Below are 24,052 nucleotides of genomic sequence, written 5' to 3' on the forward strand. Positions count from 1 at the left end.
CCTACAGAAAGCACGACAGGTCTTCCGTAGCCTTGCTCCCCCACGAATCTGTCACCTTCAAGGGACCTGTTTTGCCAAATAAAGCCTTGCGCATCCTGATCGCCGACGAGCAGCATTTTCACCGGCTGAAAACCGAGCGGTTGTTCAACCAGCTCGGTTATTACCGAGTGGCACCGGTGCAAAGCCTTGCCGAGATGCTGAACCTGGTCGAGTACGGTTGCGAGCCGTTTGATCTGGTGGTCATCAATGCCTCATTGGCGGATGGGGCGTTGGACCTGCCTGGGTTCTTCCTCGATAACGGCCAGGTTCATCATGCCTTGATCTACGACGGCCACGCGCAGCTGCCGGATCTTGCGTCCGTTCAACGGCTGATGGCGCTGATCGATCTGCATGGGTGTGAAGCTGAACAATCCCTGGATCACCAGCCATTCGTTGATGCTGGGCTACCGCTCGTCGAAACTATCATTTCTGACAGGTAGTTTCTTCCTTCTACCTATGCAAAAGTTTTCGCACAGCCGCTGCGTCTGCTCCGGGGTTTTCCGGGGACAAACGTTGAGTTTGTGCATAAGGAATTACCATGAAAAAAGTGCTGATTGTGGACGATCATCCGGTGATACGCGCCGCAGTCAGACTTGTACTTGAGGGGGAAGGTTTCAAACTCATCTTTGAGGCGTCCAGTGTTCGCGAGGCATTGTCGATACTTCGTGAGCATGAAATCGATCTGATGGTACTGGATCTGAGTCTGTCCGATGGCGATGGCTTGACCCTGATGGAGCGAATCGCAGCCAGTGATCGGTCATGTCGGGTAGTGGTTTTCACCGCCTCGGATCCATCGTTATTTCAACAGCGTTGCATGCACGCCGGGGCCATGGCGTATGTCGCCAAGACCACCGACTTGAGTCAACTGCAAAAAGCCGTGCATGCGGTCAAGGCCGGTTACACCTTTTTCAAGCAGCTGTCTTCGGGTCCGCAGGACCTTGGGCAACGCAGCGAAAAACAGAGGATCGACGAGCTCTCCACCCGCGAACTGGCGGTCCTGCGGTATTTGGCCCAAGGCATGACCAACAAGGCAATCGCCGAGCGTATGAATTTGAGTGTAAAGACCACCAGCACCTACACCAGCCGCCTGGTCGAAAAACTCGGAGTGAAGTCGAAGGTGTTCCTGCCGGAATTCGTCACGCGCAATGGTCTGTTCTGAGTGAACCCGACCGTGCGCACTTTACTGTTAGCGTGTGCACTGTGCCTTGTACAACACATTCAAACAGCGCTGGCCGACGAACCGCAGCCGTTGCATTTGCTGGGGCGCTCCACGGTGCAGGGCTATCAGGTAAAACTGGACGGAACGGACTGGCAATGGCTACGCGATAAACGGACCCTGCGCCTGGGGGTGACGGGCCCCGACTACCCGCCATTCGAGGTGACACGTCACAGCGATGAGTTGGAGGGCATCACGGCCGATTACGCCGAACTGTTGGGGCAACTGCTGCACGTCAGGATCGAGGTGCTGCGGTATGCCACCCGTGAAGCCGCCATGGATGCCCTCAAGCACCATGAACTGGATCTGCTCGGGACATCGAACAACTTCGAGGCGGCCGATCCGTCGCTGACCAGATCCCGGGCCTATGCCGAAGATCAGCCGATGCTGGCCACTCGGCTGGACGAGCGGATGCCTGTCGATCTTGCCGGCAAATGTATTGCCATGGTTGAAGACTATTTGCAGGCGCAGGCTGTTGAAGATTTTTATCCCGACGCACGTTTGCAGCGTTACCCCTCGACCCTCGACGCGCTCGGGGCGGTGGCGTTCGGACAGTGCGATGTGTACCTGGGCGACTTCATCAGCGCCAATTACCTGATCAACAACAATTACCTCAATAACGTTCAGCTGGCGGGGCCTTCCGGTCTGGATGCCAACCCGTTTGGCTTCGCTCTGGCATTGGATAACCCGCGTCTGAAAGGCATCGTCGACAAGGCGCTGGCGGCGATTCCCATGGAGCAGCGCTTGGCCATTGAGGTGCGCTGGAGTGCCGGCAGGGCCAGTACGGCGGGTCAACAGCAGGTGCGTTTGAGCGTCAGCGAGCAACGCTGGCTGGATCGGCATCCGACGGTCACCGTCGGTGCGATCGACAACTTTGCCCCGCTGACATTCTATGATGCCCAAGGTCGGCTGAGCGGGTTGACGGCACAGTTGCTGACGCTGATCAGCCAGCGCAGCGGTTTGACCTTTGAGGTGCAACGCGGCCACTCGCTGGACCGGCAAATCGAGCAACTTCGGGACGGTGAGATCGACCTGCTGCCGGTAGTCACGCCCAGTACCGAGCGTGAAGACGCGTTGCTCTTTACCCGCGCTTACCTTAGTAACCCTTTCGTGCTGGTCAGTAAAACGAAAGTGGACAGCCCCAGGACGCTGGACGATCTGGCCGGTAAGCGCCTGGCCATTTATCGCGGTCATCCGTTGTTCGGCTTCATCCAGGCCCGGGCGCCGCAGGTGCGCCTGGTCGAGGTGCAAAGTCCGGCGGAGGGAATGGAATGGGTGATCGGGGGGCGGGCTGACGCGACGCTCAGTTCATTGATCGTCGCCCGTTACCTGATCGCCCGGCAGTATCACGAGCAGCTGCGTGTCAGCAGCACCGTGGGCGATCAGCCCGCCCGCATCGCCCTGGCCACTGCCCGTGGCGCGCTGGAGTTGCACTCGATTCTGAACAAGGCATTGCTGAGCATCTCGCCCCAGGAGATGGACGATCTGGTGGCGCGCTGGAGCCATGATGTGGTGGTGGATGACAGCTATTGGCTGCGTCATCGCCAAGGCATTGTTCAAGCGTTTACCGTGGCTGGCGCCTTGCTGTTGCTCGCCCTGGTCTGGATTGCCTGGCAGCGCCGGCAGATCCGCCAGCGCCAGCAATGGTTGCAGCAATTGCAGGACGCCAAGGACGTGGCGGACGACGCCAATCGCGCCAAAACCACCTTTCTGGCGACCATGAGTCATGAGATCCGCACGCCGATGAACGCGCTGATCGGCATGCTCGAACTGGCCCTGATGCGCGCAGATGAAGGCGTCATCGACCGTTCTGCGATTGAGGTGGCGTCCAGTGCCGGCCAACAATTGCTGGCGCTGATTGGCGACATTCTGGATATCGCGCGGATCGAGTCTGGGCATTTATCCCTGAGCCCTGAACGGGCCAATCTGCGGGCGCTGGTGGCATCGGTGTGTCGGGTTTTCGAGGGCCTTGCACGGCAGAAATCGCTCGTGTGGCGAATCGATCTGGACGAACACAGCGACTGCGATGTGTTGATCGACCCCATCCGTTTCAAGCAGGTGCTGTCCAATCTGCTGAGCAACGCCATCAAGTTCACCCGTGAGGGTGAAGTGAGCCTGACGCTACGAGTGGCGCCCGTCATGTCGGGGCATCTGGCGGTCAGCGTGCAAATTGAAGACACCGGCATAGGCATCAGCACCGTCGACCGACAACGGTTGTTCAGCCCGTTCATCCAGGCCGATAACGGCCGACAGTCAGCCCGAAGCGGCTCTGGCCTGGGTTTGGTGATCAGCCGCACGCTGTGCGAAATGATGGGCGGGCGGTTGCAACTCGACAGCGTCCTCGGACAGGGCACGCGAGTGGACATTGACCTTGAGCTGACCGCCTTGTCACCGTTGCCTTCCAGTGGCGGGGTGGATAGCGGGTTGCAGGCGCCGACACGGCCACTGACTATTCTGGTGGTCGATGATCACCCGGCCAACCGCTTGTTGCTTTCGCGACAACTGAGCCACCTGGGGCATCAGGTTCTGGAGGTCGAGGATGGCGCGCGGGGGTTTGAGCTGTGGCGTGAGCATGACTTCGATCTGGTCGTTACCGATTGCAATATGCCAATGCTCAGTGGTTATGAACTGGCGGGAGCCATACGCGATGAAGAGCGCGCCCAGGGATTGCCGCCGACGCTGATTCTGGGGTTTACCGCCAATGCGCAGCCCGAGGAGAAGGCCCGATGCCTGGAGGCAGGCATGGACGACTGCCTGTTCAAACCCATCCTGTTGGCGGATTTGGACGCTTGGCTGGCGTCCAGGTTTGCCAGTCAGGCGCCTGAGCGCATCGAAGAACCATCAACGCCCGAGATGGACCTCAGTGGCCTGGAACAATACGTCGGTGCGGACCGCACGTTGATTGATAGTCTGGTGCGCGAGCTGACGGTGACCAACCGGGTGGATCGGGATGATCTGCTCCAGGCGCACGCCAATGGCAATCACCGTGTGCTGCGCGACCTGGCGCACCGCATCAAGGGCGGTGCGCGCATGGTCCGGGCGGTGCGTTTGATCGAGCATTGCGAGCAACTGGAGCGTGTCATCGATGTGGGGGATTCGGCGCTGCTCGACGATGCCGTCGATCAATTGCAGCACGCGATGTCATCGCTGGATGAACGCTTGAGCCAAGATTTAAGTCAGGGCTGAAACTCAATCCCACTGCGGCGCAATGCCTTTGGGGCTGGTCAGCCGCTGGCCGCGATCCAGGCCCGCGATCAGCGCCATGTCGGCGTCGCTCAGGGTCAGGGTGCAGGCGTGCAGATTGCTTTGCAGGTTGGTGCGTTTGGTGGAAGAGGGGATCACCGCGTACCCCAGTTGCATGGCCCAGGCCAGGGTGACTTGGGCCGGCGTCGCCTGCAGGCGATCGGCGATCTGCTGGATGAGCGGATTTTTCAGCACTTCGCCGTAGGCCAGGGTCATGTAAGAGGTGATCTGGATGCCCTGGCTTTGCGCAAATTCGACGACCTTGCGGTTTTGCAGGTACGGGTGCAGCTCGATCTGGTTGGTGGCGATGTTCTCGGCGCCGACCGCAGCAATGGCTTGCTTCATCAGGTCGACCGTGAAGTTGGACACGCCGATCCGACGGGTCAGGCCCAGTCGTTTGGCCTCGAGCAGCGCCCCCATGAACTCTTCGACCGGCACCTGATCTTCCGGCGACGGCCAGTGGATCAGGGTCAGGTCCAGATAGTCGGTTTGCAGCTTATCCAGGCTCTCTTTGAGGCTGTCGATCAACCGGTCTTTGGCAAAATTGGCGACCCAGATTTTGCTGGTGATAAACAGCTCTTCACGGGCAATGCCGCTGGCAGCGATAGCCTGGCCGACCTCGGCTTCGTTTTCGTAGATTTGCGCGGTGTCGATGACCCGGTAACCCAGCTCAAGACCGGTGCTTACCGAATCGATGACCACTTGGCCTTGCAGGCGAAACGTACCAAGACCGAATGCGGGAATAGACATCAATGACTCCAGGGGTTGCAGTGGGAATGGGCGGGAGTATCCCCGGCTGCACCCTTGAGAAAAACCGCTGGTTTGGCAAAGCACTGTTTACCGCAAGTCATGAATGGGCTGTTGGAAGATCAAAAAATCTTCCTCCATCGTTCCCCAGATAGAACGATGAGGCTGATTTTTGCAGTCTAGTGCGCCAAAGGTCATGGTTTTAAGCTTTATCCATCGCGTCACACAACAGATTCAGAGGCAAAGATGAAAAACATCATCGGTATCTACACCAGTCCACGACCTCATTGGGTCGGCGACGGTTTTCCGGTTCGCACGTTGTTTTCCTACGACAACCTGGGCAAACACATCAGCCCGTTCCTGCTGCTGGATCACGCAGGTCCCGCCGAATTCACTCCGACCACCGAGCGTCGTGGCGTGGGTCAGCATCCGCACCGCGGGTTCGAGACCGTGACGATCGTTTACAAGGGCGAACTGGAGCACCGTGACTCCACCGGCAGCGGCGGCAAGATCGGCCCCGGCGATGTGCAATGGATGACCGCGGCCTCGGGGATCATTCATGAGGAGTTTCACTCCGAAGGTTTCGCCAAAACCGGCGGCACCCTGGAAATGGTGCAGCTGTGGGTCAACTTGCCGGCCAGGGACAAGATGGCCGAGCCCGGTTACCAGACGATTCTCGACGGCGACATTGCGCGTATCCCGCTGAAAGACAATGCCGGCAGCCTGCGCTTGATCGCCGGTGAGTTCGACGGCCACAAAGGCCCGGCGCGGACCTTCACGCCGATCGACGTGTGGGATGTGCGCTTGAACGCCGGCAAGTTGCTGACCCTGGATCTGCATGAAGGACGCAACACCGCACTGGTGGTGCTGCGCGGTACGGTTCAGGTCAATGGTCAGGAACTGGTGCGTGACGGGCAGTTGGCGTTGTTCGAACGCGACGGTGATCAGCTCAGCCTCGAAGCCGACAACGATGCAGTCGTGCTGCTGCTCAGCGGCGAGCCGATCGACGAGCCCATCGTCGGCCACGGCCCGTTTGTAATGAACACCGAGCAGGAAATCCATCAGGCCTTCAGCGACTTCCAGTCGGGCCGGTTCGGCCGGATGAGCGGTTGAACACGACGCAGTAGTGGGTTGCTCTGCAACCTGGTATCTCCCACATTGGTTTTGTGGCGTTTTGCAGATCGCAGGCTTCGCCAGCTCCTACAATCTGTGAGATCTTCATGCCATTGGCCTTTGTTGGAGTTGCTTGATGCTGTCACTGCTCACCAATCACCCGTTGCTTAGCGCGCTGATCCTGATCCTGATCGATCTGGTGTTGTGGCGTTTGATCACGGCCAGTAGCAGCAACTGGAAACTGGCCGCGCGAGTGGTGATTTTCGCGTTGTTCAGCGTGCTGCTGTTCAACGAAGGCTTGAACCCCATGGCGCCGGCGCCCTGGGCCGACAATGTGCCGTTGCACTTGGCGGCAACCGGTTTGCAGATTGGCTGGTGGCTATACGCAGCGCGCACCCTGACGGTATTGCTCGGCGCGGTGATGATGCAACGGGTCGGGCACACCGGGCGCTTGTTGCAGGACTTGCTCGGCGCGGTGATTTTCCTGATCGCGGTCATTGCTGCCCTGGCGTACGTGCTCGAATTGCCGGTCAAGGGCGTGCTGGCGACATCCGGCGCGTTGGCGATCGTCGTCGGCCTGGCCTTGCAAAGTACCCTCAGCGACGTGTTTTCCGGGATCGTCCTGAACACCACCAAACCCTATCAACTGGGGGACTGGATCTCCATCGATGGCACCGAAGGTCGGGTCACCGACATCGATTGGCGCGCCACACGCCTGCAAACCTCCCAAGGCAGCATGGCGGTGATCCCCAACTCCCTGGCGGCCAAGGCCAAGATCATCAATTTCAGCCGGCCCAGCGATATTTTCGGCGTCTCGATCAGTTTGCAAGTGAGCCCCCACGCGCGTCCGCAAACGGTGATCGATGCCCTGGAGCGGGCCATGCAGGGGTGCCGCTTTCTGTTGGACAAACCGGCACCGTGCGTGGCGTTGAAAAGCTCCGGCAGCACCGGCGTGGAGTATGAAATCAGCGGCTTCGTGGTCTCCATGGATCAGAAACGCATGGTGCGCAATCTGCTGTTCGACCTGGCGTTCCGGCACTTGCAGGCGTCCGGCGTGATCCTGTTGTCGAACGTCGAGCCCAACGCTCCTGCGGCCTTGTCACGGCAACGGGCGTTGCTGGACAGCTCGAACATCTTCTCGACCCTGCGTCAGGAAGAGAAAGAAACCTTCAGCCAGAACATGAAGCTGCAAACCTTCCGCGCCGGAGAAATGATCCTGCCAGCGGGGGAGGTCAGCGATCATTTGTTCATCATTGAATCCGGCGTCGTGTCGGTGGAGCTGAGCCGCGGCGGGGTCAAGATCGAAAGCGGGCGCATGGGGCCGGGAGAGGTGATCGGCGAGGGCGGGATTTTGTCCGATATGGCGATGCCGGCGGATTTTAAAGCCAAGACGAACTGCAGCTTGTACCGGATCGAAAGGGAATACCTCCAACCGTGCCTGGATGCGCGGCATGACATCGGTGAAGCGATGAAGACGTTGCTGGATTTCCGCTTGAACAAGGCTCAGACGCTGATTCAGGAAACACCCAAGGTGGTGGAGAAAAAAGGGTTTTTGCAGTGGTTGCGCAATCGTAGTCACTCATAGGTTGGTTGCCTGTTCCGGCGCCTTCGCGAGCAGGCGTCGGCACCCTCTCTGAAATTCTTCTGGTCTATTGGCATCCTCAACTTCCCAATAATTGGCTATTTGTTCAACCTCAGGTCCGCATTAACGTAGCGCCAACACCCATTGTGATTGGAGCTCGCCATGCAAACCCGTATCGATTTCTACACTGCCTCCCCAGACGCCTTCAAAGCCATGATGGCCCTGGAAACCGCTGTCTCGAAACTGCCCCTGGAAAAGTCGCTGATCGAACTGGTCAAGCTGCGTGCGTCGCAGATCAACGGCTGCGCCTTCTGCATCGACATGCACACTGCCGATGCCATGAAGGATGGGGAAACGCCACGCCGGCTGTTCGCCGTGACCGCCTGGCGCGAGGCTCCGTTTTTCACCAATCGCGAGCGCGCCGCACTGGCCTGGACTGAGTCCATGACCCAAGTGAGCCTGACCCACGCGCCGGACGAAGACTATGCGCTGCTCAGCGCCGAGTTCAGCCCCAAGGAAATGGTCGACCTGACTGTGGCGATTTCCACCATCAACAGCTGGAACCGCCTGGCCGTGGGCTTCCGCAAGATGCCTCAGGCCTGACTTTTTGAAGTGCCGCCGGGCTCAATGAGCATCGGCACTCGGCGCGGCCGGTGGTTGCACCTTGCGCATCAGGGGCACCATCGCCGTGGCGAGAATGAAGCAGACCATGATCATCAGGAACGCGTCGCCGTAGGTTTGCGTCTGCGCTTCGCGGTACGTCAGCAACCACAGCTGACGCAGGCTGGCGGTGACGCCGATGTCACCGCTCTGGCCGAGGGCGGCGAAGTTATGGCCGACCTGGGACAGCCACTGATTGAGTGCTTCGTTAGTGCTGTTGAGGTTCTCCGCCAACCGGGTGAAGTGCAGGTTGGTGCGGTCATTGAGAATTGTCGCGCACGCGGCGATCCCCATCGCGCCGCCAAGGTTACGCATCAGGTTAAATAACCCCGAAGCATGTTTGAGCCGCGCCGGTGCCAACCCGCCAAGGGTCAGGGTCACCGCCGGCGGCACCGCCAGTTGTTGCGCGATCCCGCGCAAGGCTTGCGGCAGCATCAATTCTCTAGCCCCCCAGTCATGGGTGATCGGGCTGAAATCCCACATCGACAGGGCGAACAGCCCAAGGCCGGTCATCATGATCCAGCGCAGGTCGATGCGATTGGCCAGAAAGGCGTACAGCGGAATCGCCATAATCTGGAACACCCCGGTGGAAAACACCGCCAGGCCAATGTCCAGCGCGCTGTAGCCACGCACCCGGCCGAGAAACAGCGGCGTCAGGTAAATCGTCGCGAACAGGCCGATCCCGGTGACGAACGAAAAGAAGCAGCCGAGGGCGAAGTTGCGGTCCTTCAAGGCGCGCAGATCGACGATCGGATTGGCCACGTACAAGGTTCGACCGATGAAGGCCAATCCGGCCAGGCCGCTGATCCACGCAGTGGTCAGAATCGTGCTGTCGCTGAACCAGTTCCAGCGCGGGCCTTCTTCGAGGGTGTATTCCAGGCAACCGAGAAACACCGCCATGAACAGCATGCTCAGGTAGTCGGCGCCTTTGAGCAGCGACAATTCCGGCTGGTCGATTTTCACCAGCATCGGCACTGCCACCGCGACGAAAATCCCCGGCACCAGGTTGATGTAGAACAGCCAGTGCCAGGACGAAATGTCAGTGATCCAGCCACCGATGACCGGCCCCAGCGTCGGCGCCAGCGAGGCCACTGCGCCGATGGTTGCGGCGGCGATCACCCGTTGCTTGCCGGTGAAGAAAAAGAAGGCGGTGGTGAACACCAGCGGAATCATCGAGCCACCGAGAAACCCTTGCAGGGCGCGGAAGGCGATCATGCTCTGGATGTTCCAGGCCACGCCGCAGAGCAGGCTGGCCAGGGTGAAGCCAATCGCCGAGGCGCAGAACAACCAACGGGTCGAGAACACCCGGGACAACCAGCCCGACAGCGGAATCACGATGATTTCGGCGATCAGGTAACTGGTCTGCACCCAGGCAGTTTCGTCGGTGCCGGCCGAGAGCCCGCCGCCGATGTCACGCAGCGACGCCGAGACGATCTGGATATCCAGCAGCGCAATGAACATGCCGATGCACATCGTGGCGAAGGCGAACACCTTGGTCGCCGTCGCCATGTTGGCGGCGTTGAACGGTTGCGCGGGGGCGGCGAGGGCACGGCTCATGGCGCGCTGGCCACGGTTGGGGTTTGCGCTTCAGGCTCGGCGCGGGTGTCCACTTCGGCCGTCACCGACAGGCCTGGACGCAGATGACCGAGCACGCCATCCGCCGGGTCGAGCAGGATCCGCACCGGCACCCGCTGGACGATTTTGGTGAAGTTACCAGTGGCGTTTTCCGGTGGCAGCACGCTGAACTGCGAACCGCTGGCCGGCGCCAGGCTGTCCAGATGCCCGTGGAATTCACGCCCCTTGAGCACGTCGGCATGCACGATCACACGTTGGCCCGGCGTCATCCGCGCTAGCTGATCTTCCTTGAAATTGGCATCGACCCACAGCCCGCTGGACGGCACCACCGACAACAGTTGCGAACCGGCCTGGGCATAAGCGCCGACCCGCGCCCGACGATTGCCGATCACGCCATCGACGGGGGCTTTCAACTCGGTGTAGCCGACGTTCAACTGCGCCAGATCACGCTCGGCCCGCGCCTGTACCAATGCGGCACGGGCTTGTTGTTTCTGGGTTTCGATCACGTTCAACTGGCGTTGCGCGGCCAGCAATTCGGCCTGGGCCCGGGCACTCTGCGCCTGGGCCGTCTTGAAGGTGGCGTCGGCCCGTTGCGCGCTTTCCACCGAGACGGCATTGCTGCCCACCAGGCGTTTGTAGCGGGCATTGTCGTCCCGCGAGCGTGCGGTTTCGGCGCCCGCGGCATCGATACCGGCGCGGGCCTGGCCGATCACCGCGTGTTGCAGTTGTTCGGTGGCGTCGAGGTTGGCGAGCAGCGCTTCTTCAGCGGCCACCGCGCCTTCAGCCTTGGCCAGGTTGGCGCGATAGTCACGGGCGTCGATCCGGATCAGCACATCGCCGGCCTTGACCCTCTGGTTGTCGGTCACCAGCACTTCTTCGATATAGCCGGCAACCTTCGGGCCGATCACCGTGACGTCGCCACCAATGTAGGCATCGTCGGTTTCTTCAATGAAGCGCCCGGCAGTCCACCAATGGTTCGCGTACAGCCCGATAAACACCAGGGCAGCGATGGCTGCCGTCAGCAGCACCATCCGTTTCAGCAGGGGAGGCTTGGGTGGGGTCGCTGCGACGGCAAGGTCGGGTTCGAGGCTGGGCATGCTGGTCATGGAGAAATACCTGTGGGAAACGAGGCTTTATTATGTGTGTAATATGACGTAGGTAATATTTCGTGACAATGGGTTTTTGCTACCGGTCGTCTGGTGCTCCCAAGTGGAATCCATTGCTTCCAGTTAATAGGAAGCATTACTATTCGCGCTTCCTCCCCACAGCACACCGCAATGACCCCCAAGCTGCCCCGCAGACCCGGCTTTTTCGAGCATTACGAAGAGTTGATCGGCACCTGGACCCGTCGCCTGAGAAATCGTCAGCAGGCCGAGGACCTGGCCCATGACACCTTCGTGCGGGTGCTCGAGTCCGATTCGGCGGCGGTGCAACAACCTCGGGCGTATTTGCACCAGACCGCGCGCAACATTGCGGTGGATGGTTATCGGCGTGAGGATCGGCGGGGCGCCATGGAGTCGGAGGCGATCGATCACAGTGTGTCGTCGTCCGGCGACCCGGAGCATTTCATGCACGCGATCCAGTTGGCGGATTCCATTGAACGGGCGCTCACCGAGTTGCCGCTCAACTGCCGCAAGGTGTTCGTCTGGCAGAAGATCGAAGGCCTGACCCAGGCCGAAATCGCCGAGCGCCTGGGGCTGTCCAGGAACATGGTGGAAAAGTATATGATCCGCACCCTGCGGCATCTGCGTGATCGTCTGGACGGGTCACAACCATGATGTTGCGTCGTCCCGAACAGATCGCCGGCTTCTCATCCCCAGCCAAGCAGGATTTTCCATGATGGATACTCGTGATTGTGCGTGCGGGCAAACAACGGTTCGCGACGACGCGGCGCGGTGGTTTGTGCGTTTGCAGGAACCTGCCGTCAGTGCCGAAGAGCAGAGCCGCTTCGAGATCTGGCTGGACGAACACCCTCAGCATCGCAACGAATATCAGATACTCCAGAACCTGTGGGTGGCGGCCGATCGATTGCCGGCCAAGCGTCTGCACGCACTGTGTGAAACTCCGGTGGCGCGCAGTAAACGTCGTCCGCTTGTGCGTTACGCAGTGGCCGCCAGTGTGTTGGCGGTGGCGCTCGGCCTGGGGCTATTCAGTGGCTTGAACTCTCCGGCGACCTACACGGCTGAATATTCCACAGCCCTTGGCGAACGTCGTCATGTGGCGTTGCCGGACGGTTCGGTGATTGATCTGAACAGCCGCAGCCGGGTACAGGTGCGCTATGAAAAGGACCGTCGCGGCATCGAGTTGACGCAAGGCGAGGCGATGTTCAGCGTCGAGCACGACAGCAGTCGACCGTTTGTGGTCGAGGCGGGCAGCGGCAAGGTCACGGTCACCGGCACCCGGTTCGATGTGCGCCGCGACAGCGCCGAAACCCGGGTCGCGGTGGAGCAGGGCACGGTCCGGGTTCAAGGAGACGGCGACGATTTCCTCAGCCTCACTGCCGGCCTTGGCACTCGCGTCGATGCCCAGGGCAAGGTGGCCGCCGCCTATGCGGTCAACCCTGCGGAACTGACCGCATGGCGCAGCGGCAAACTGGTGTTCAACAACGCCAGCCTCAGCGAAGTGGCCGAAGAAGTGTCGCGTTATCGGGAGAAACCGCTGACAGTCGGCAGCACCAACGTGGGCAACCTGCGCCTGACCAGCGTGTTCAAATCCGACAACACCGATGCGCTGCTCAAGGCCTTGCCGAGCATTCTGCCGGTGGCCATCCGCACCCTTGATGACGGCAGCCAGGAAATAATTTCCCGATAGATTCAGGTTTTTTTCGAGTTCTTCGTCTTCTTGTCCAACTGCAACTGGTTTGCATTAACAGACGCACACTCTTGCGATCCACAGGACAACGTTCGACGTGAAGAAAACCACCGCTAAAAATAACAAGTCATCCTGGCTGCCCCTCGCGCTCGCCCTGTCGGTCAGCTCGGCGCTGCCTCAGGCATTCGCCGCCGATGCCATTCATATTCAGGCGCAGCCATTGGGCCAGGCCTTGAGTCAGTTGGGCCAGCAAACCTCGCTGCAGGTTTTTTTCAGCCCGGAACTGGTGGCCGGCAAACAGGCTCCGGCAGTGGACGGCAACCTCTCGCCGGAACAGGCCTTGCGCCAATTGCTGCAAGGCAGCGGTCTGCAATACCAGATCGATGAAGGTTCGGTAACGCTGATGCCGGCACCGACTTCCGCCTCAAATGGCCCGCTGGAACTGGGCGTGACCGACATCAAGGTGGTGGGTGACTGGCTCGGTGACGCCGATGCCGCCGTGGTGCAAAACCATCCCGGCGCGCGTACGGTGATTCGCCGTGAAGCGATGGTCGAGCAGGGTGCGATGAACGTCGGCGACGTATTGAAGCGCGTGCCCGGCGTGCAAGTGCAGGACGCCAACGGCACCGGCGGCAGCGACATTTCCCTGAACGTCGGCGTGCGCGGCCTGACCTCGCGCCTGTCGCCACGCTCCACCGTGCTGATCGACGGCGTGCCGGCCGCCTTCGCACCTTATGGCCAACCGCAACTGTCCATGGCGCCGATTTCCTCCGGCAACCTCGACAGCATTGATGTGGTGCGCGGCGCCGGTTCCGTGCGTTACGGGCCGCAGAACGTCGGTGGCGTGATCAACTTCGTCACCCGCGCGATCCCGGAGAAAGCCACCGGTGAAATCGGCACCACTCTGGAAACCACCCAGCGCGGTGGCTGGAAACACATCGACACCGCGTTTCTCGGCGGCACCGCCGATAACGGCATGGGCGTGGCGCTGTTGTATTCCGGGGTGAACGGCAACGGTTATCGCAAAAGCAACAACGGCAATGACATCGACGACGTGATCCTCAAGACTCACTGGGCGCCCACCGATCAGGACGATTTCAGCCTCAACTTCCATTACTACGATGCCAGCGCCGACATGCCCGGCGGCCTGACGCAGAAGCAGTACGACGCCGATCCGTTCCAGTCCGACCGCGACCATGACAACTTCAGCGGCCGCCGCAAGGACGTGTCGTTCAAGTGGGCGCGGCAGATCGACGACCGGACCCAGGCCGAAGTGCTGACCTACTATTCCGACAGCTTCCGTGGCAGCACCATCGCCGCGCGTGACCAGAAAACCCTCAGCTCTTATCCACGCACTTACTACACCTTCGGCATCGAGCCGCGGGTGTCCCATGTGTTCGACCTGGGCCCGACCACGCAGGAAGCCAGCGTCGGTTATCGCTACCTGAAAGAAGGCATGCACGAAGAGTCGAGCCGTCTGGCGCTGGTGAACAATCAGCCGGTGGTCAGCAAAATTTCCGATGGCCATGTGTTCCAGGACCGCACTGGCGGCACCGAAGCCCACGCCGTTTACCTCGATGACAAGATCGACGTCGGCAACTGGACCGTGACCCCCGGCATCCGTTTTGAAAGCATCAGCACCGAATGGCACGACAGACCGGTGCTCGACACCGCCGGCAAACCTGTGCAGGAAAAGCGCCGCAGCATCGACAGCAACGAACCGCTGCCGGCCCTGAGCGTGATGTATCACCTGTCCGAGGCCTGGAAGCTGTTCGCCAACTACGAAACCTCGTTCGGCAGCCTGCAATATTTCCAGCTCGGCCAGGGTGGTTCGGGCGACAACACCGCCAATGGCTTGAGCCCGGAAAAGGCCAAGACCTACGAGATCGGTACGCGCTACAACGATGACGTGTGGGGTGGGGAAGTGACGCTGTTCTACATCGACTTCGATGACGAACTGCAATACATCAGTAACGACGTGGGTTGGACCAACCTCGGCGCGACCAAGCACCAGGGCCTTGAAGCGTCGGTGCATTACGACCTGTCGGCGCTCAACCCGATGCTCGACGGCCTGACCGCCAACGCCGGTTTCACCTACACCCGCGCCACATATGAAGGTGAGATCCCGGGCTTCAAGGGCCGTGATCTGCCGTTCTACTCGCGTCAGGTGGCCACCGCCGGGCTGCGTTACGACATCAACCGCTGGACCTACAACCTCGATGCCTTTGCCCAGTCCAAGCAGCGTTCGCCGGGGACCGGTGTAAATGCCGATGGCAGCTTCAGCGGCAACTACATCACCGAAGGTTCCGCAGACGGCCAGTACGGCGACATTCCGGGTTATGTGACCTGGAACGTGCGCGGTGGCTATGACTTCGGCTCGCAGTTGTCGAACCTGAAAGTCGGCGCCGGGGTGAAAAACATCTTCGACAAGCAGTATTTCACCCGTTCCAGCGACAACAACTCGGGGATGTACGTCGGCGCGCCACGCACGTTCTTTGTGCAGGCCAGCGTCGGGTTCTGATCGACTGAGTTAACTTCATCGCGGGCTTGCCCGCGATGCTTTTAAACCTTCAATACCCTGCCGCCAATCGCCACCGCCACCAGCAACATCGCCATCAACCCAAAGGCAAAACTCAAACTGCTGCCATGGGCGATAAAGCCGATCACCGCCGGCCCGGCGAGAATCCCCGCATAGCCCAATGTGGTAATGGCCGGCACGGCAATGCTTTCGGGCATGACGGTCTGTTTGCCGACTGCGGTATAGAGCACCGGCACAATGTTCGAGCAGCCAGCCCCCAGCAACGCATAACCCACCAGCGCCGCTTCCCACGCCGGTGCGAACGTCGCCAGCGCCAGGCCCGTCGCGGCCGTCAGCCCACCGAACACAATCACTCGCGTATAACCAAGGCGCCGGACAATCCTGTCGCCGGTCAAGCGCCCGAGCGTCATGGTCAGCGCAAATGCCGCATAACCCAGCCCGGCATACGCGGTGTCGATCCCGCGTTCCTGCGCCAGGAACACCGCGCTCCAGTCGAGTGCCGCGCCTTCGGCCAGGAACACGATGAAGCACATCCCGCCAATAAACAGCACGATGCCATGGGGCACGGCAAACGCCGGGCCGGAGCTTTCGCTGCCGTAAGGCAACAGGTGCGGCGCGGCTTTAAGCAATGCCAGCACCAGCACCACGATCACCACGCACATCGCCCCCAGCGGCGAAAAACCCAGACCGAGCAGGCCGCTGACACCCGCTGCGCCGACGATGCCGCCGAGGCTGAACAGCCCATGAAACCCCGACATCATAGTCTTGCCGCTGGCCCGCTCGACGATCACCGCTTGCAGGTTCACCGTCGAATCCACCGTGCCCAGGCCAGCGCCGAACATGAACAACGCCGCGATCAACGCCGGAATCGAAGACACCGTCGCCAACAGCGGCAGCGCCGCGCAGATCAACAAGGTGCCGCCGCTCAACACCCGACGGCAGCCGAAACGCGTCGCCAGAATCCCGGCCATGGGCATCGCCAGAATCGAACCCACGCCCAGGCACAACAGCAACAGCCCGAGGGTGCCTTCATCCAGCCCGGCCCGCGCCTTGGCATAAGGCACCAGCGGCGCCCAGGCCGCGATGCCGAAACCGGCGATGAAGAAGGCGATGCGCGTGGACATCTGTTCCAGACGTCCGGGGATGAAGGCGGCTTGGGTGTTGAGGTTGGTCATATCGATCCTTGGCAAAAAACGTCGCGTCCCAAAGGACAGTGAACAACCGCAAAGGGTTCGATCACCACGTTCGGGGGGGGGGGGACAGCAGTCAGGCAGGGTGACATCCTTGCACAGCCAGCCGTTGTTTCGCGATATTGTCGACGCATCAATTGTTCATAGGGGGGGCGCCATGACGCGGATGTACGATGCTCGAGGCAATATCTACGCAGTGGTGGCGCCTGACGCCCTGCGCGGTAGCGGTATCGATCTGCCTGAACAGGCCAGCCAGGCGGCGCAAACCCGCGAGGCCTGGGCGTTGTCTGCCATCGAGGCATTCTGCGGCTGGGCTCCCGGGACACAACCGCCCGGCAGCAAGGCGCATCGTTGCGATGGCTTGCTGGTGGGGCCGTTTCAATCTTCGCCGCCGTTTGACCTGCTGATCGTCAACACCGACGGCAGCCTGGCCGAGCGCAGTGGCAATGGCCTGACGATTTTTTCCCAGGCCCTGAGCGAACAAGGGCTGATGCCGAAGGAAGAGGCCTGCCTGCTCAGGGTTCATCACGACAAGAATGATGCGGTTTCGCCGGTGGCGACTTCGGTGAAACCCGCCGAAATCGATGGCGTGCAAGGGTTCTGGCTGGACTTGGGGCAGCCTTCGTTCGGGCCTGAAGCGGTGGGTGCGCAAGGGGTCGAAGCCGTGGTGTTGAACGGGCGTGATGTCAGTCATGTGCGGCCATTGTCGACGCTCGACCCTGCCTGGAACCGCAGCCAGTTCGTGCGCATCGGTAATCCCCATTGTGTGACGTTAGTGACAGGCGCCGATGCGTTGCCGAGCAACGCGCAAATGCGTGAGCCGGAGTTGTCTGGAGGGTTGACCCGCATTGCTTATGCCACGCCGACCGGGGCAGGGCAGCCGTGTGCGGCAGGCGTGAACCTGCAATGGGCGATGCTTGAGTCCGAAGGGCGAATCGTTGCGCGGGTGTTCGAGCGTGGCGAAGGGCCGACCGAGTCGTCGGGCACCAGCGCCAGTGCGGTGGCGTGCGCGGCGTGGCGAGTGGGGTGGGTGGCGGCCGGGGCAGTGAAAGTGGTCATGCCCGGCGGCACGGCGCCGATTCTGCTGGAAGAACGGGAGGGCGAATTGAGTCGGGTCAGGTTGTTTGGGACGGCGCGGTTGATGGAGTGATTTTGAGACCGTCATCGCGAGCCTGCTCGCGATGACGCCCGAACGGTCAGCGAAGATTCAGAGCCGATCCGCCCACTCAATCACCGGCATCTGCCGCTTCATCAACACCTTGCCCCCACGTATCGAATACAGCGGCAGACCCTGGCTGCGGATCACCTCGTAATCGCTGTCCGCCGACAGAATCAGCAGATTCGCCGGCCGGCCCAGTTCCAATCCATAGCGATCGCCCAGGTTCATCGCCTTGGCACTGTTGTCCGTGACCAGGTCCAGCGCACTCTGCAAATTGCGATAACCGAGCATGTGGCAGATGTGCAAACCGGCCTCGAGCACCCGCAGGATGTTGCCATTGCCCAGCGGATACCACGGGTCGACGATCGAGTCCTGACCGAAACACACGTTCATCCCCGCTTCGAGCAACTCATTCACCCGGGTCACGCCACGGCGTTTCGGGAAGTTGTCGAAGCGGCCTTGCAGGTGGATGCTTTCGGTGGGGCACGAAACAAAACTGATCCCCGAATGCCCGAGCAGGCGAAAGAGTTTCGCGCAGTAGGCGTTGTCGTAGGAGCCCATCGCCGTGGTGTGGCTGGCGGTGACGCGCGAACCCATGTCGCGGCTGCGGGCCTCTTCGGCCAGCACTTCAAGGAAGCGTGAGTGCGGGTCGTCGGTTTCGTCGCAATGCACGTCCACCAGACAGCCCGTGCGTTCGGCCAGGTCCATCAGGAACTTCACCGAGCTCACGCCCTGGTCCCGGGTGTATTCGAAATGCGGAATGCCCCCGACCACATCGGCGCCCAGGCGGATCGCTTCTTCCATCAACTCCCGGCCATTGCGGTACGACTCGATGCCTTCCTGGGGGAACGCGACGATTTGCAGGTCGATCAGGTGGCGGCTTTCCTCGCGGACTTCGAGCATCGCCTTGAGCGCGATCAGTTCCGGGTCGGTGACATCGACGTGGGTGCGCACGTGCTGAATGCCGTGGGCGGCGAGGGTCTGGATGGTTTTTTTGGCGCGGGTCTTGGTGTCTTCCTGAGTGATGGTGGCCTTGCGCTCGCCCCAGCACTCGATGCCTTCGAACAGCGTACCGCTCATGTTCCAGCGCGGTTCGCCGGCCGTCAGGGTGGCGTCGAGGTGAATGTGCGGTTCGACGAAGGGCGGCACCACCAGATTACCGCCGGCATCCAGATCGTCAGGTCCCAGTGACGGGGCTTCGGTTTGCCGGGCGATGCTGTGAATCAGGCCGTTTTCCAGGTGCAACTCATGCAGGCCTTCTTGGTTGCGCAGGCGGGCGTTGATGATGTGCATCAGGCGAGTCCTTTTATAGATCTTGTAGTGGCGCTTCGGCGGTACGGGCACCCAGTACGCCGGTCAATAACACATACGTTAGCGCGGCAGTGGCAATCCCTACCAGCGGCGCGATCCACGGCGAGCTGAATGCCGCGACGGTGCCGACCGCATAAGCGCTCAGGCCAGGCCAGTTGAACGCCGGCAACCGGGCATCGGCCAGGCGTGGATATTGCCCACGGTAACGGAAGAAAAAGTCCGCCATGATCACCCCGCCAATCGGCGGAATCACCGTGCCCAGCAGAATCAGGTAAGGCACCAGCATGTCGTACATACCCAGCAGCGCCAGCAGCGTGCCGATCACCGCGCCGGCCAGGGTCACGGTTTTGCGCCGGCCGGTGCGCAACAGATTGCAGCCGGCGACGGCGAAGTTGTAGATCGTGTTGTCCTGGGTGCTCCAGATGTTGAGCAGCAACATCGCCATCGCGGCCATGGCGAAACCTTGCAGCAACAGCACTTCGACCACGTCCGGTTGCTGATAGACGATCGCGCCGTAGGCACCGATCAACACCATCAGGCCGTTGCCGATGAAAAAGCCGATAAGGCTCGCCAGCACCGCGACTCGCGCCGAACGGGAGAAACGTGTCCAGTTGGTCGCCTGGGTCGCGCCACTGACGAAGGTGCCGAACACCAGGGTAATCGCGGTCGACCAGTCCAGTGTTGCTGTCGGCACCACCGCGAGCAAACCCTCGAGCCCGCCGACCTTCACCGTCGCGACCCACATCGACAGCATCAGCAGCAACATCATGGCTGGCACGGCGATGTACGACAGAATCTCCAGCCCGCGATAGCCGATGTACGCCGTGGCGCAAAAGCCCAGGCCGAACAGGACCATCAGCCCCAGAACGGTGCTTTCATTCAGTTCGAAATATTTGCCGAGTACCACGGCGGCAGTCGCGGTGCCCCAGGCGTACCAGCCGATCTGGGTGAAGCCGAGGATCAGGTCGCTGAGCTTGCTGCCCACTTCGCCGAAGCAGAAACGGCCCATCAACACCGAATTGAGGCCGCTTTTGAAGGCGATGTAGCCAAGCCCGGCTGCGTAGATTCCCAGCAGCAGGTTGCCGACGATGATCACCGTCAGCATCTCGCCGAAACTGAACGCCACCCCCAGCTTGCCGCCGGCAAACATAGTCGCTGTGAAGAAAGTAAAACCCAGCAGCACCATGGCCGTGGAGGCGAGCCCCTTGCGGGCATGCATCGGGACTTCGCTGAGGGGATAGTCGTTGCCCGGATCGTTCTGCGTCATGTGGCGTTCCTTGCTGGATGGGGACGCGAGGGTGTTGCAGTGCTCGTGCCAATGGCGCGAGGGTGTTGTTATTTATAGACGAGCAGGCGGATTTGGCCTGAAGAGGGGCACGAAAGCAGTGCGGCTGTGGTTCAAATTGGGACGCAGCAATCAGGTAGTCACAAAGTCCCCTCGCCACAGGGTCTCCGTCGATCAGGCGTTCTGTGCCAACGGCAGAAACCGCAATATCGCCGCCATGATTCGCCTCTGGCGCATCCTCCTGCACCAGATGCCCGGCATTCGCAACGGGATGAAACTGCGACCCCGAAATCATCTGATGCAACGCCCGCCCGCGCTCAATCGGAATCCACTGATCGTCTTCCCCCCAGAGAATCTGCACCGGGCAGCGAATCGTCGGGTACAGCGCTTCGACCTCGCGGGTATAACGCTCATCCATCTGCGCGATCTGCCGATAGAACGCCGCTTGCCCCGAATCACCCAGCCAGGGCTGCACGTAAGGCGCCAGCTCCTGATCGGAAATCTCGCGCTTGATCGCACCACGAATATAGGTCGGCACAATCGCCCGTTGAATGTAATCAGGCAGCCCGCTGAACGCCGCTTCATGCTGACGCACATGTTGCACGAACGGCGAACCCCAGGGCGACAGCGCCACCGGGTCAATCAGCGTCAGGCTGCGGTAATCCTTGCCATTGAGCAGATGCGCGCGCAACACAGTGGCGCCGCCGAAATCGTGAGCCACCACGTCTGGCCGTTCCAGGCCCCAGTGTTCCAGCAATTGCGCCAACAGTTGGTTTTGCACGCCCAGGGACACATCGCCGTCCGGCTGTGCGGACTGCCCGTAACCCAGCAAATCGAAGTAATGCACCCGGTGCGTGGTGATGAAGTGCGGCGCGATCCGGTGCCACACATGAGAAGAGAAGGGCGTGCCGTGCACGAACACCAACGGCGGACCGTCACCACGTACGGCGTAGCGAACGGAGTGCCCGTTGAAACGATAGGTCTGAGCCAGCGGCCAGTCAGTCATGGGTGCGTCCTCTTGGCGTGTGCGAGCCCAAAAGCATAGGCATAAAAAAACAGCCATTGAAGGCTGTTTCTCTATTCACTGACGAAACGCATTTTCCTGGTGGGAGCCCTGTGGCGAGGGGGCAAGCCCCCTCGCCACAGGGATTTGCGTTGCTTTAGGCTGTTTACTCACCGCGATAGATGCAACCGCTGGTGCAGGTCTCGTGGATGCGGATCGCGCTGAGTTCCGGCAACAATGGCTTCAACTCATTCCAGATCCACTTGGCCAGCACTTCGCTGGTCGGGTTTTCCAGGCCGGGAATGTCGTTCAGGTAGTTGTGGTCGAGGCGCTCGTAGAGCGGCTTGAAGATTTCTTTGATTTCCGAGAAATCGCGGATCCAGCCGGTGTGCGGATCGAGGTCGCCGCTCAGGTGAATCGCCACTTTGAACGAATGACCGTGCAGGCGGCCGCACTTGTGGCCGTCCGGTACGTGGGGCAGGCGATGGGCGGATTCGAAGGTAAACTCTTTGAATATTTCCACAGTGATGTTCAGCTCTTTCAGGTGGCGATCGCCGCGGCGATGTGGGCAGGTGGCGAGTTTACCAGAGCTCCGGGCAAAACACTGACTAAAGGGTCAGCAAGCGCTCGCCGAGGCGACCGTTGGCGGTCAGTTCGAGGAACTCATCGCCCAGACGACGGCTTTCATCCATCGTCGCGCGCCAATACTTCTGCCGGCTCGGGGCATCGCCCATGAAGCGCTTGAAGTCGTTGCGGTCCGGCAGTTTGCCGTAGGGCAGGCGTGCCAGGTATTCCTTCGACGGCGCCAGCAGCAGAACATCCTGCAGGCGCTCGGGGCAGGCGCGGCGCCATGGCAGCGTCTTGTCGAACCAGCCGGGGATCACCCGGTCGGTGAAATGCGGATACAGCACGATGTCGTTGCCGCTGTAGGGCAGGTCGAGGTGATAGTCCAGCAGACCACCATCGCGGAACGTCCCTGAGCCGGCACCCGGCAAGTCGCGCACGCCTTGCATGACCATCGGGATCGAACCCGAGGCGAGCAGGGCCTGGCGCAGGTTGCCGGCATTCAGTGAGATGAAGCGCGACGGGAAGTCATTCAGCGCATTGACTGGTGGCGCCTGGCGCGGGTCGTGGATGATCAGCCGCTCGAAGTGCCGCGACAGCCGTGCGCGACCGCGCAGGTTGTCGGCGATCACCGACGACAGGCCCAGCCCCAACCGGCCGCGATGATCGTCCGCCAACAGGCCGTGGCTTTTGACCACCATGATGTTCAGGCGGTAGTGGGCGTTATCCAGAATCGCGGCATCGCGGCCGTCGAGCAGGTCATCGAGCATGCGCCGGGAGCTCTGGCTGATCTGCGCCATGGTCACGCCCTTGGCGAAGTTCTGTTCGGTGTACAGATGGCCGAGGCGGCGGATGCCCTCGGCGGCATCCGGCAGGCAGGCACTGGCGAACCGCCAGGAACCCACCGAGGCGCCGATCAGCGAACGCTCCCGGGGCGCCGCCGGCAACCATTCGCCAAACAGCGCCAGGTCCAGACCCTGAATCCCCAGCGCTTTCGGGCCACCGGCGGCGCCCGGCAACGTGCCCACATCGGCAGCGCTCAAGCCGTTGGCACGGATGCGCGCCAGGGCACGCGGGCCGGCCTTGAGGGTCAGGGAAGGGAACTTGATGTGGATAGCGGTCATACCGGTCTCGATGTCTGGCAAGCAGGGATTATAAGCACCTCTTGGGCTGCGATTGTCCCCGATCAATGCAGGAGCTGCCGAAGGCTGCGATGCTTTGATCTTTGGCTGCGTCATGCACGCAAAAAATCCAAATCAAAAGATCGCAGCCTTCGGCAGCTCCTTGTATCTACGGGTTATGCGTAAGCTATTCCCAATGATGGCAATTCAGTTTCAGTTAAGTTCGAATCGCTAAGGTCGCTCCGTAGGCAACACATAAGAAAATACGGAGCCACCCCATGAAAATCCTGACTGCCCTGTTCACCGCGTCCCTCATCTGCCTGACCGCCAGTACCGCCCATGCCCGCGACCTGGGCCCCGACGAAACCCTGAGACTGCGCGACGCTGGTACCATTGTGTCTTTCGAGAAGCTCAACGCCACCGCTCTGGCCAAACACCCCGGCTCGACCATCACCGGCACCGAGCTCGAAGAAGAGTACGGCAAGTACAAATACCAGATGGAACTGCGCGACCCGCAAGGCATTGAGTGGGATATGGAATTGGATGCTGTCAGCGGGCAGGTTCTCAAGGATCATCAGGATACGTAATGAAGGTGCTTTCATTTTCAAGCATGGCGCTGGTGCTTCTGGCTTTTTGCTCGGTGGCCGTGGCCCGCGACCTGGATCAGGACGAAGCCCTGCGCCTGCGCCAACAGGGCGTGATCCTGCCGCTGGAGCAGCTCTTGCAGCAAGCGCTGGACCGCTATCCCGGGGCCAAGTTGCTGGAAGCCGAGCTTGAAGAAAAACACGACGTCTATGTTTATGAAGTCGAGCTGCTGACCGCCGAAGGCGTGGTGCGCGAGCTGGACGTCGATGCCACCACCGGCCACGTGCTGAAAGACAAGGAAGATTGATC

The 24,052-nt window shown here is 60.9% G+C and carries 20 protein-coding genes and 1 pseudogene; 12 read left to right on the forward strand and 9 right to left on the reverse strand.

Going from position 1 to position 24,052, the window contains the following annotated elements; all coding sequences use genetic code 11:
• Window positions 1-71 precede the first annotated feature (71 nt).
• From AF70_RS01630 to AF70_RS01640, 3 genes are all read left to right on the forward strand, one after another.
• Window positions 72-479, forward strand: coding sequence for a hypothetical protein (locus AF70_RS01630; RefSeq protein ID WP_019579948.1), 408 nt, complete (start codon window positions 72-74; stop codon window positions 477-479).
• 98 nt (window positions 480-577) lie between these two features.
• Window positions 578-1,198, forward strand: coding sequence for a response regulator transcription factor (locus AF70_RS01635; RefSeq protein WP_019579949.1), 621 nt, complete (start codon window positions 578-580; stop codon window positions 1,196-1,198).
• Window positions 1,199-4,441, forward strand: coding sequence for a transporter substrate-binding domain-containing protein (locus AF70_RS01640; RefSeq protein WP_081791089.1), 3,243 nt, complete (start codon window positions 1,199-1,201; stop codon window positions 4,439-4,441).
• Between the two features lie 3 nt (window positions 4,442-4,444).
• On the opposite strand, the gene dkgB is transcribed toward AF70_RS01640, so the two are convergent.
• Complete coding sequence (gene dkgB / locus AF70_RS01645; protein WP_019579951.1) at window positions 4,445-5,248, reverse strand: 2,5-didehydrogluconate reductase DkgB; 804 nt, start codon at window positions 5,246-5,248, stop codon at window positions 4,445-4,447.
• Window positions 5,249-5,491: 243 nt separating this feature from the next.
• Here dkgB and AF70_RS01650 point away from each other — a divergent pair, with 243 nt between their 5' ends.
• From AF70_RS01650 to AF70_RS01660, 3 genes are all read left to right on the forward strand, one after another.
• A complete protein-coding gene (locus tag AF70_RS01650; protein ID WP_019579952.1) occupies window positions 5,492-6,358 on the forward strand; it encodes a pirin family protein in 867 nt (288 codons plus the stop codon).
• Window positions 6,359-6,494: 136 nt separating this feature from the next.
• On the forward strand, window positions 6,495-7,943 hold the full coding sequence (locus tag AF70_RS01655; RefSeq protein WP_028941187.1) for a mechanosensitive ion channel family protein: 1,449 nt from the start codon (window positions 6,495-6,497) through the stop codon (window positions 7,941-7,943).
• Between the two features lie 159 nt (window positions 7,944-8,102).
• Window positions 8,103-8,543 (forward strand): carboxymuconolactone decarboxylase family protein, encoded by a 441-nt coding sequence (locus AF70_RS01660; RefSeq protein WP_019579954.1) that lies wholly within the window; start codon window positions 8,103-8,105, stop codon window positions 8,541-8,543.
• Window positions 8,544-8,564: 21 nt separating this feature from the next.
• On the opposite strand, the gene AF70_RS01665 is transcribed toward AF70_RS01660, so the two are convergent.
• Both AF70_RS01665 and AF70_RS01670 read right to left on the reverse strand, forming a co-directional pair.
• Window positions 8,565-10,157 carry a DHA2 family efflux MFS transporter permease subunit gene (locus AF70_RS01665; RefSeq protein WP_028941188.1) on the reverse strand — a complete coding sequence of 531 codons (1,593 nt, stop codon included), beginning with the start codon at window positions 10,155-10,157 and terminating at the stop codon, window positions 8,565-8,567.
• Window positions 10,154-11,281: an HlyD family secretion protein gene (locus AF70_RS01670; protein ID WP_028941189.1), complete on the reverse strand. Its 1,128-nt coding sequence runs from the start codon at window positions 11,279-11,281 to the stop codon at window positions 10,154-10,156. The genes AF70_RS01665 and AF70_RS01670 overlap by 4 nt, the downstream gene beginning before the upstream one ends.
• Window positions 11,282-11,452: 171 nt before the next feature.
• Here AF70_RS01670 and AF70_RS01675 point away from each other — a divergent pair, with 171 nt between their 5' ends.
• The 3 genes from AF70_RS01675 to AF70_RS01685 all read left to right on the forward strand — a co-directional run bounded on the left by AF70_RS01675 (window position 11,453) and on the right by AF70_RS01685 (window position 15,507).
• Entirely contained in the window at window positions 11,453-11,953 is a 501-nt protein-coding gene (locus AF70_RS01675) for a sigma-70 family RNA polymerase sigma factor (protein ID WP_019579957.1), read from the forward strand.
• A gap of 58 nt (window positions 11,954-12,011) precedes the next feature.
• Window positions 12,012-12,986, forward strand: coding sequence for a FecR family protein (locus tag AF70_RS01680; protein ID WP_028941190.1), 975 nt, complete (start codon window positions 12,012-12,014; stop codon window positions 12,984-12,986).
• Window positions 12,987-13,083: 97 nt separating this feature from the next.
• Window positions 13,084-15,507: a TonB-dependent receptor gene (locus tag AF70_RS01685; RefSeq protein WP_028941191.1), complete on the forward strand. Its 2,424-nt coding sequence runs from the start codon at window positions 13,084-13,086 to the stop codon at window positions 15,505-15,507.
• Between the two features lie 41 nt (window positions 15,508-15,548).
• Here AF70_RS01685 and AF70_RS01690 read toward each other — a convergent pair whose 3' ends face one another.
• A complete protein-coding gene (locus AF70_RS01690; RefSeq protein ID WP_028941192.1) occupies window positions 15,549-16,700 on the reverse strand; it encodes an MFS transporter in 1,152 nt (383 codons plus the stop codon).
• A 172-nt stretch (window positions 16,701-16,872) separates the two neighbouring features.
• Between AF70_RS01690 and AF70_RS01695 the strand changes: the two genes are divergently transcribed.
• Window positions 16,873-17,865 carry a DeoR family transcriptional regulator gene (locus tag AF70_RS01695; RefSeq protein ID WP_028941193.1) on the forward strand — a complete coding sequence of 331 codons (993 nt, stop codon included), beginning with the start codon at window positions 16,873-16,875 and terminating at the stop codon, window positions 17,863-17,865.
• 57 nt (window positions 17,866-17,922) lie between these two features.
• On the opposite strand, the gene codA is transcribed toward AF70_RS01695, so the two are convergent.
• From codA to AF70_RS01720, 5 genes and pseudogenes are all read right to left on the reverse strand, one after another.
• Complete coding sequence (gene codA / locus AF70_RS01700; protein WP_028941194.1) at window positions 17,923-19,167, reverse strand: cytosine deaminase; 1,245 nt, start codon at window positions 19,165-19,167, stop codon at window positions 17,923-17,925.
• A gap of 13 nt (window positions 19,168-19,180) precedes the next feature.
• Window positions 19,181-20,452: a cytosine permease gene (gene codB / locus AF70_RS01705; RefSeq protein WP_019579963.1), complete on the reverse strand. Its 1,272-nt coding sequence runs from the start codon at window positions 20,450-20,452 to the stop codon at window positions 19,181-19,183.
• Between the two features lie 192 nt (window positions 20,453-20,644).
• Window positions 20,645-21,476, reverse strand: a pseudogene (locus tag AF70_RS01710) (alpha/beta fold hydrolase).
• A 163-nt stretch (window positions 21,477-21,639) separates the two neighbouring features.
• Window positions 21,640-21,996, reverse strand: coding sequence for a 6-carboxytetrahydropterin synthase QueD (gene queD / locus AF70_RS01715; RefSeq protein ID WP_007933061.1), 357 nt, complete (start codon window positions 21,994-21,996; stop codon window positions 21,640-21,642).
• 85 nt (window positions 21,997-22,081) lie between these two features.
• Window positions 22,082-23,161, reverse strand: a complete 1,080-nt coding sequence (locus AF70_RS01720) for a patatin-like phospholipase family protein (RefSeq protein ID WP_028941196.1) — start codon at window positions 23,159-23,161, stop codon at window positions 22,082-22,084.
• A gap of 275 nt (window positions 23,162-23,436) precedes the next feature.
• Here AF70_RS01720 and AF70_RS01725 point away from each other — a divergent pair, with 275 nt between their 5' ends.
• Entirely contained in the window at window positions 23,437-23,745 is a 309-nt protein-coding gene (locus AF70_RS01725; RefSeq protein WP_019579966.1) for a PepSY domain-containing protein, read from the forward strand.
• Window positions 23,745-24,050, forward strand: coding sequence for a PepSY domain-containing protein (locus tag AF70_RS01730; protein ID WP_018925373.1), 306 nt, complete (start codon window positions 23,745-23,747; stop codon window positions 24,048-24,050). The genes AF70_RS01725 and AF70_RS01730 overlap by 1 nt, the downstream gene beginning before the upstream one ends.
• Window positions 24,051-24,052: the final 2 nt, after the last annotated feature.

This window comes from Pseudomonas sp. KD5, from assembly GCF_012932895.1.
Taxonomy (GTDB): Bacteria; Pseudomonadota; Gammaproteobacteria; order Pseudomonadales; family Pseudomonadaceae; genus Aquipseudomonas.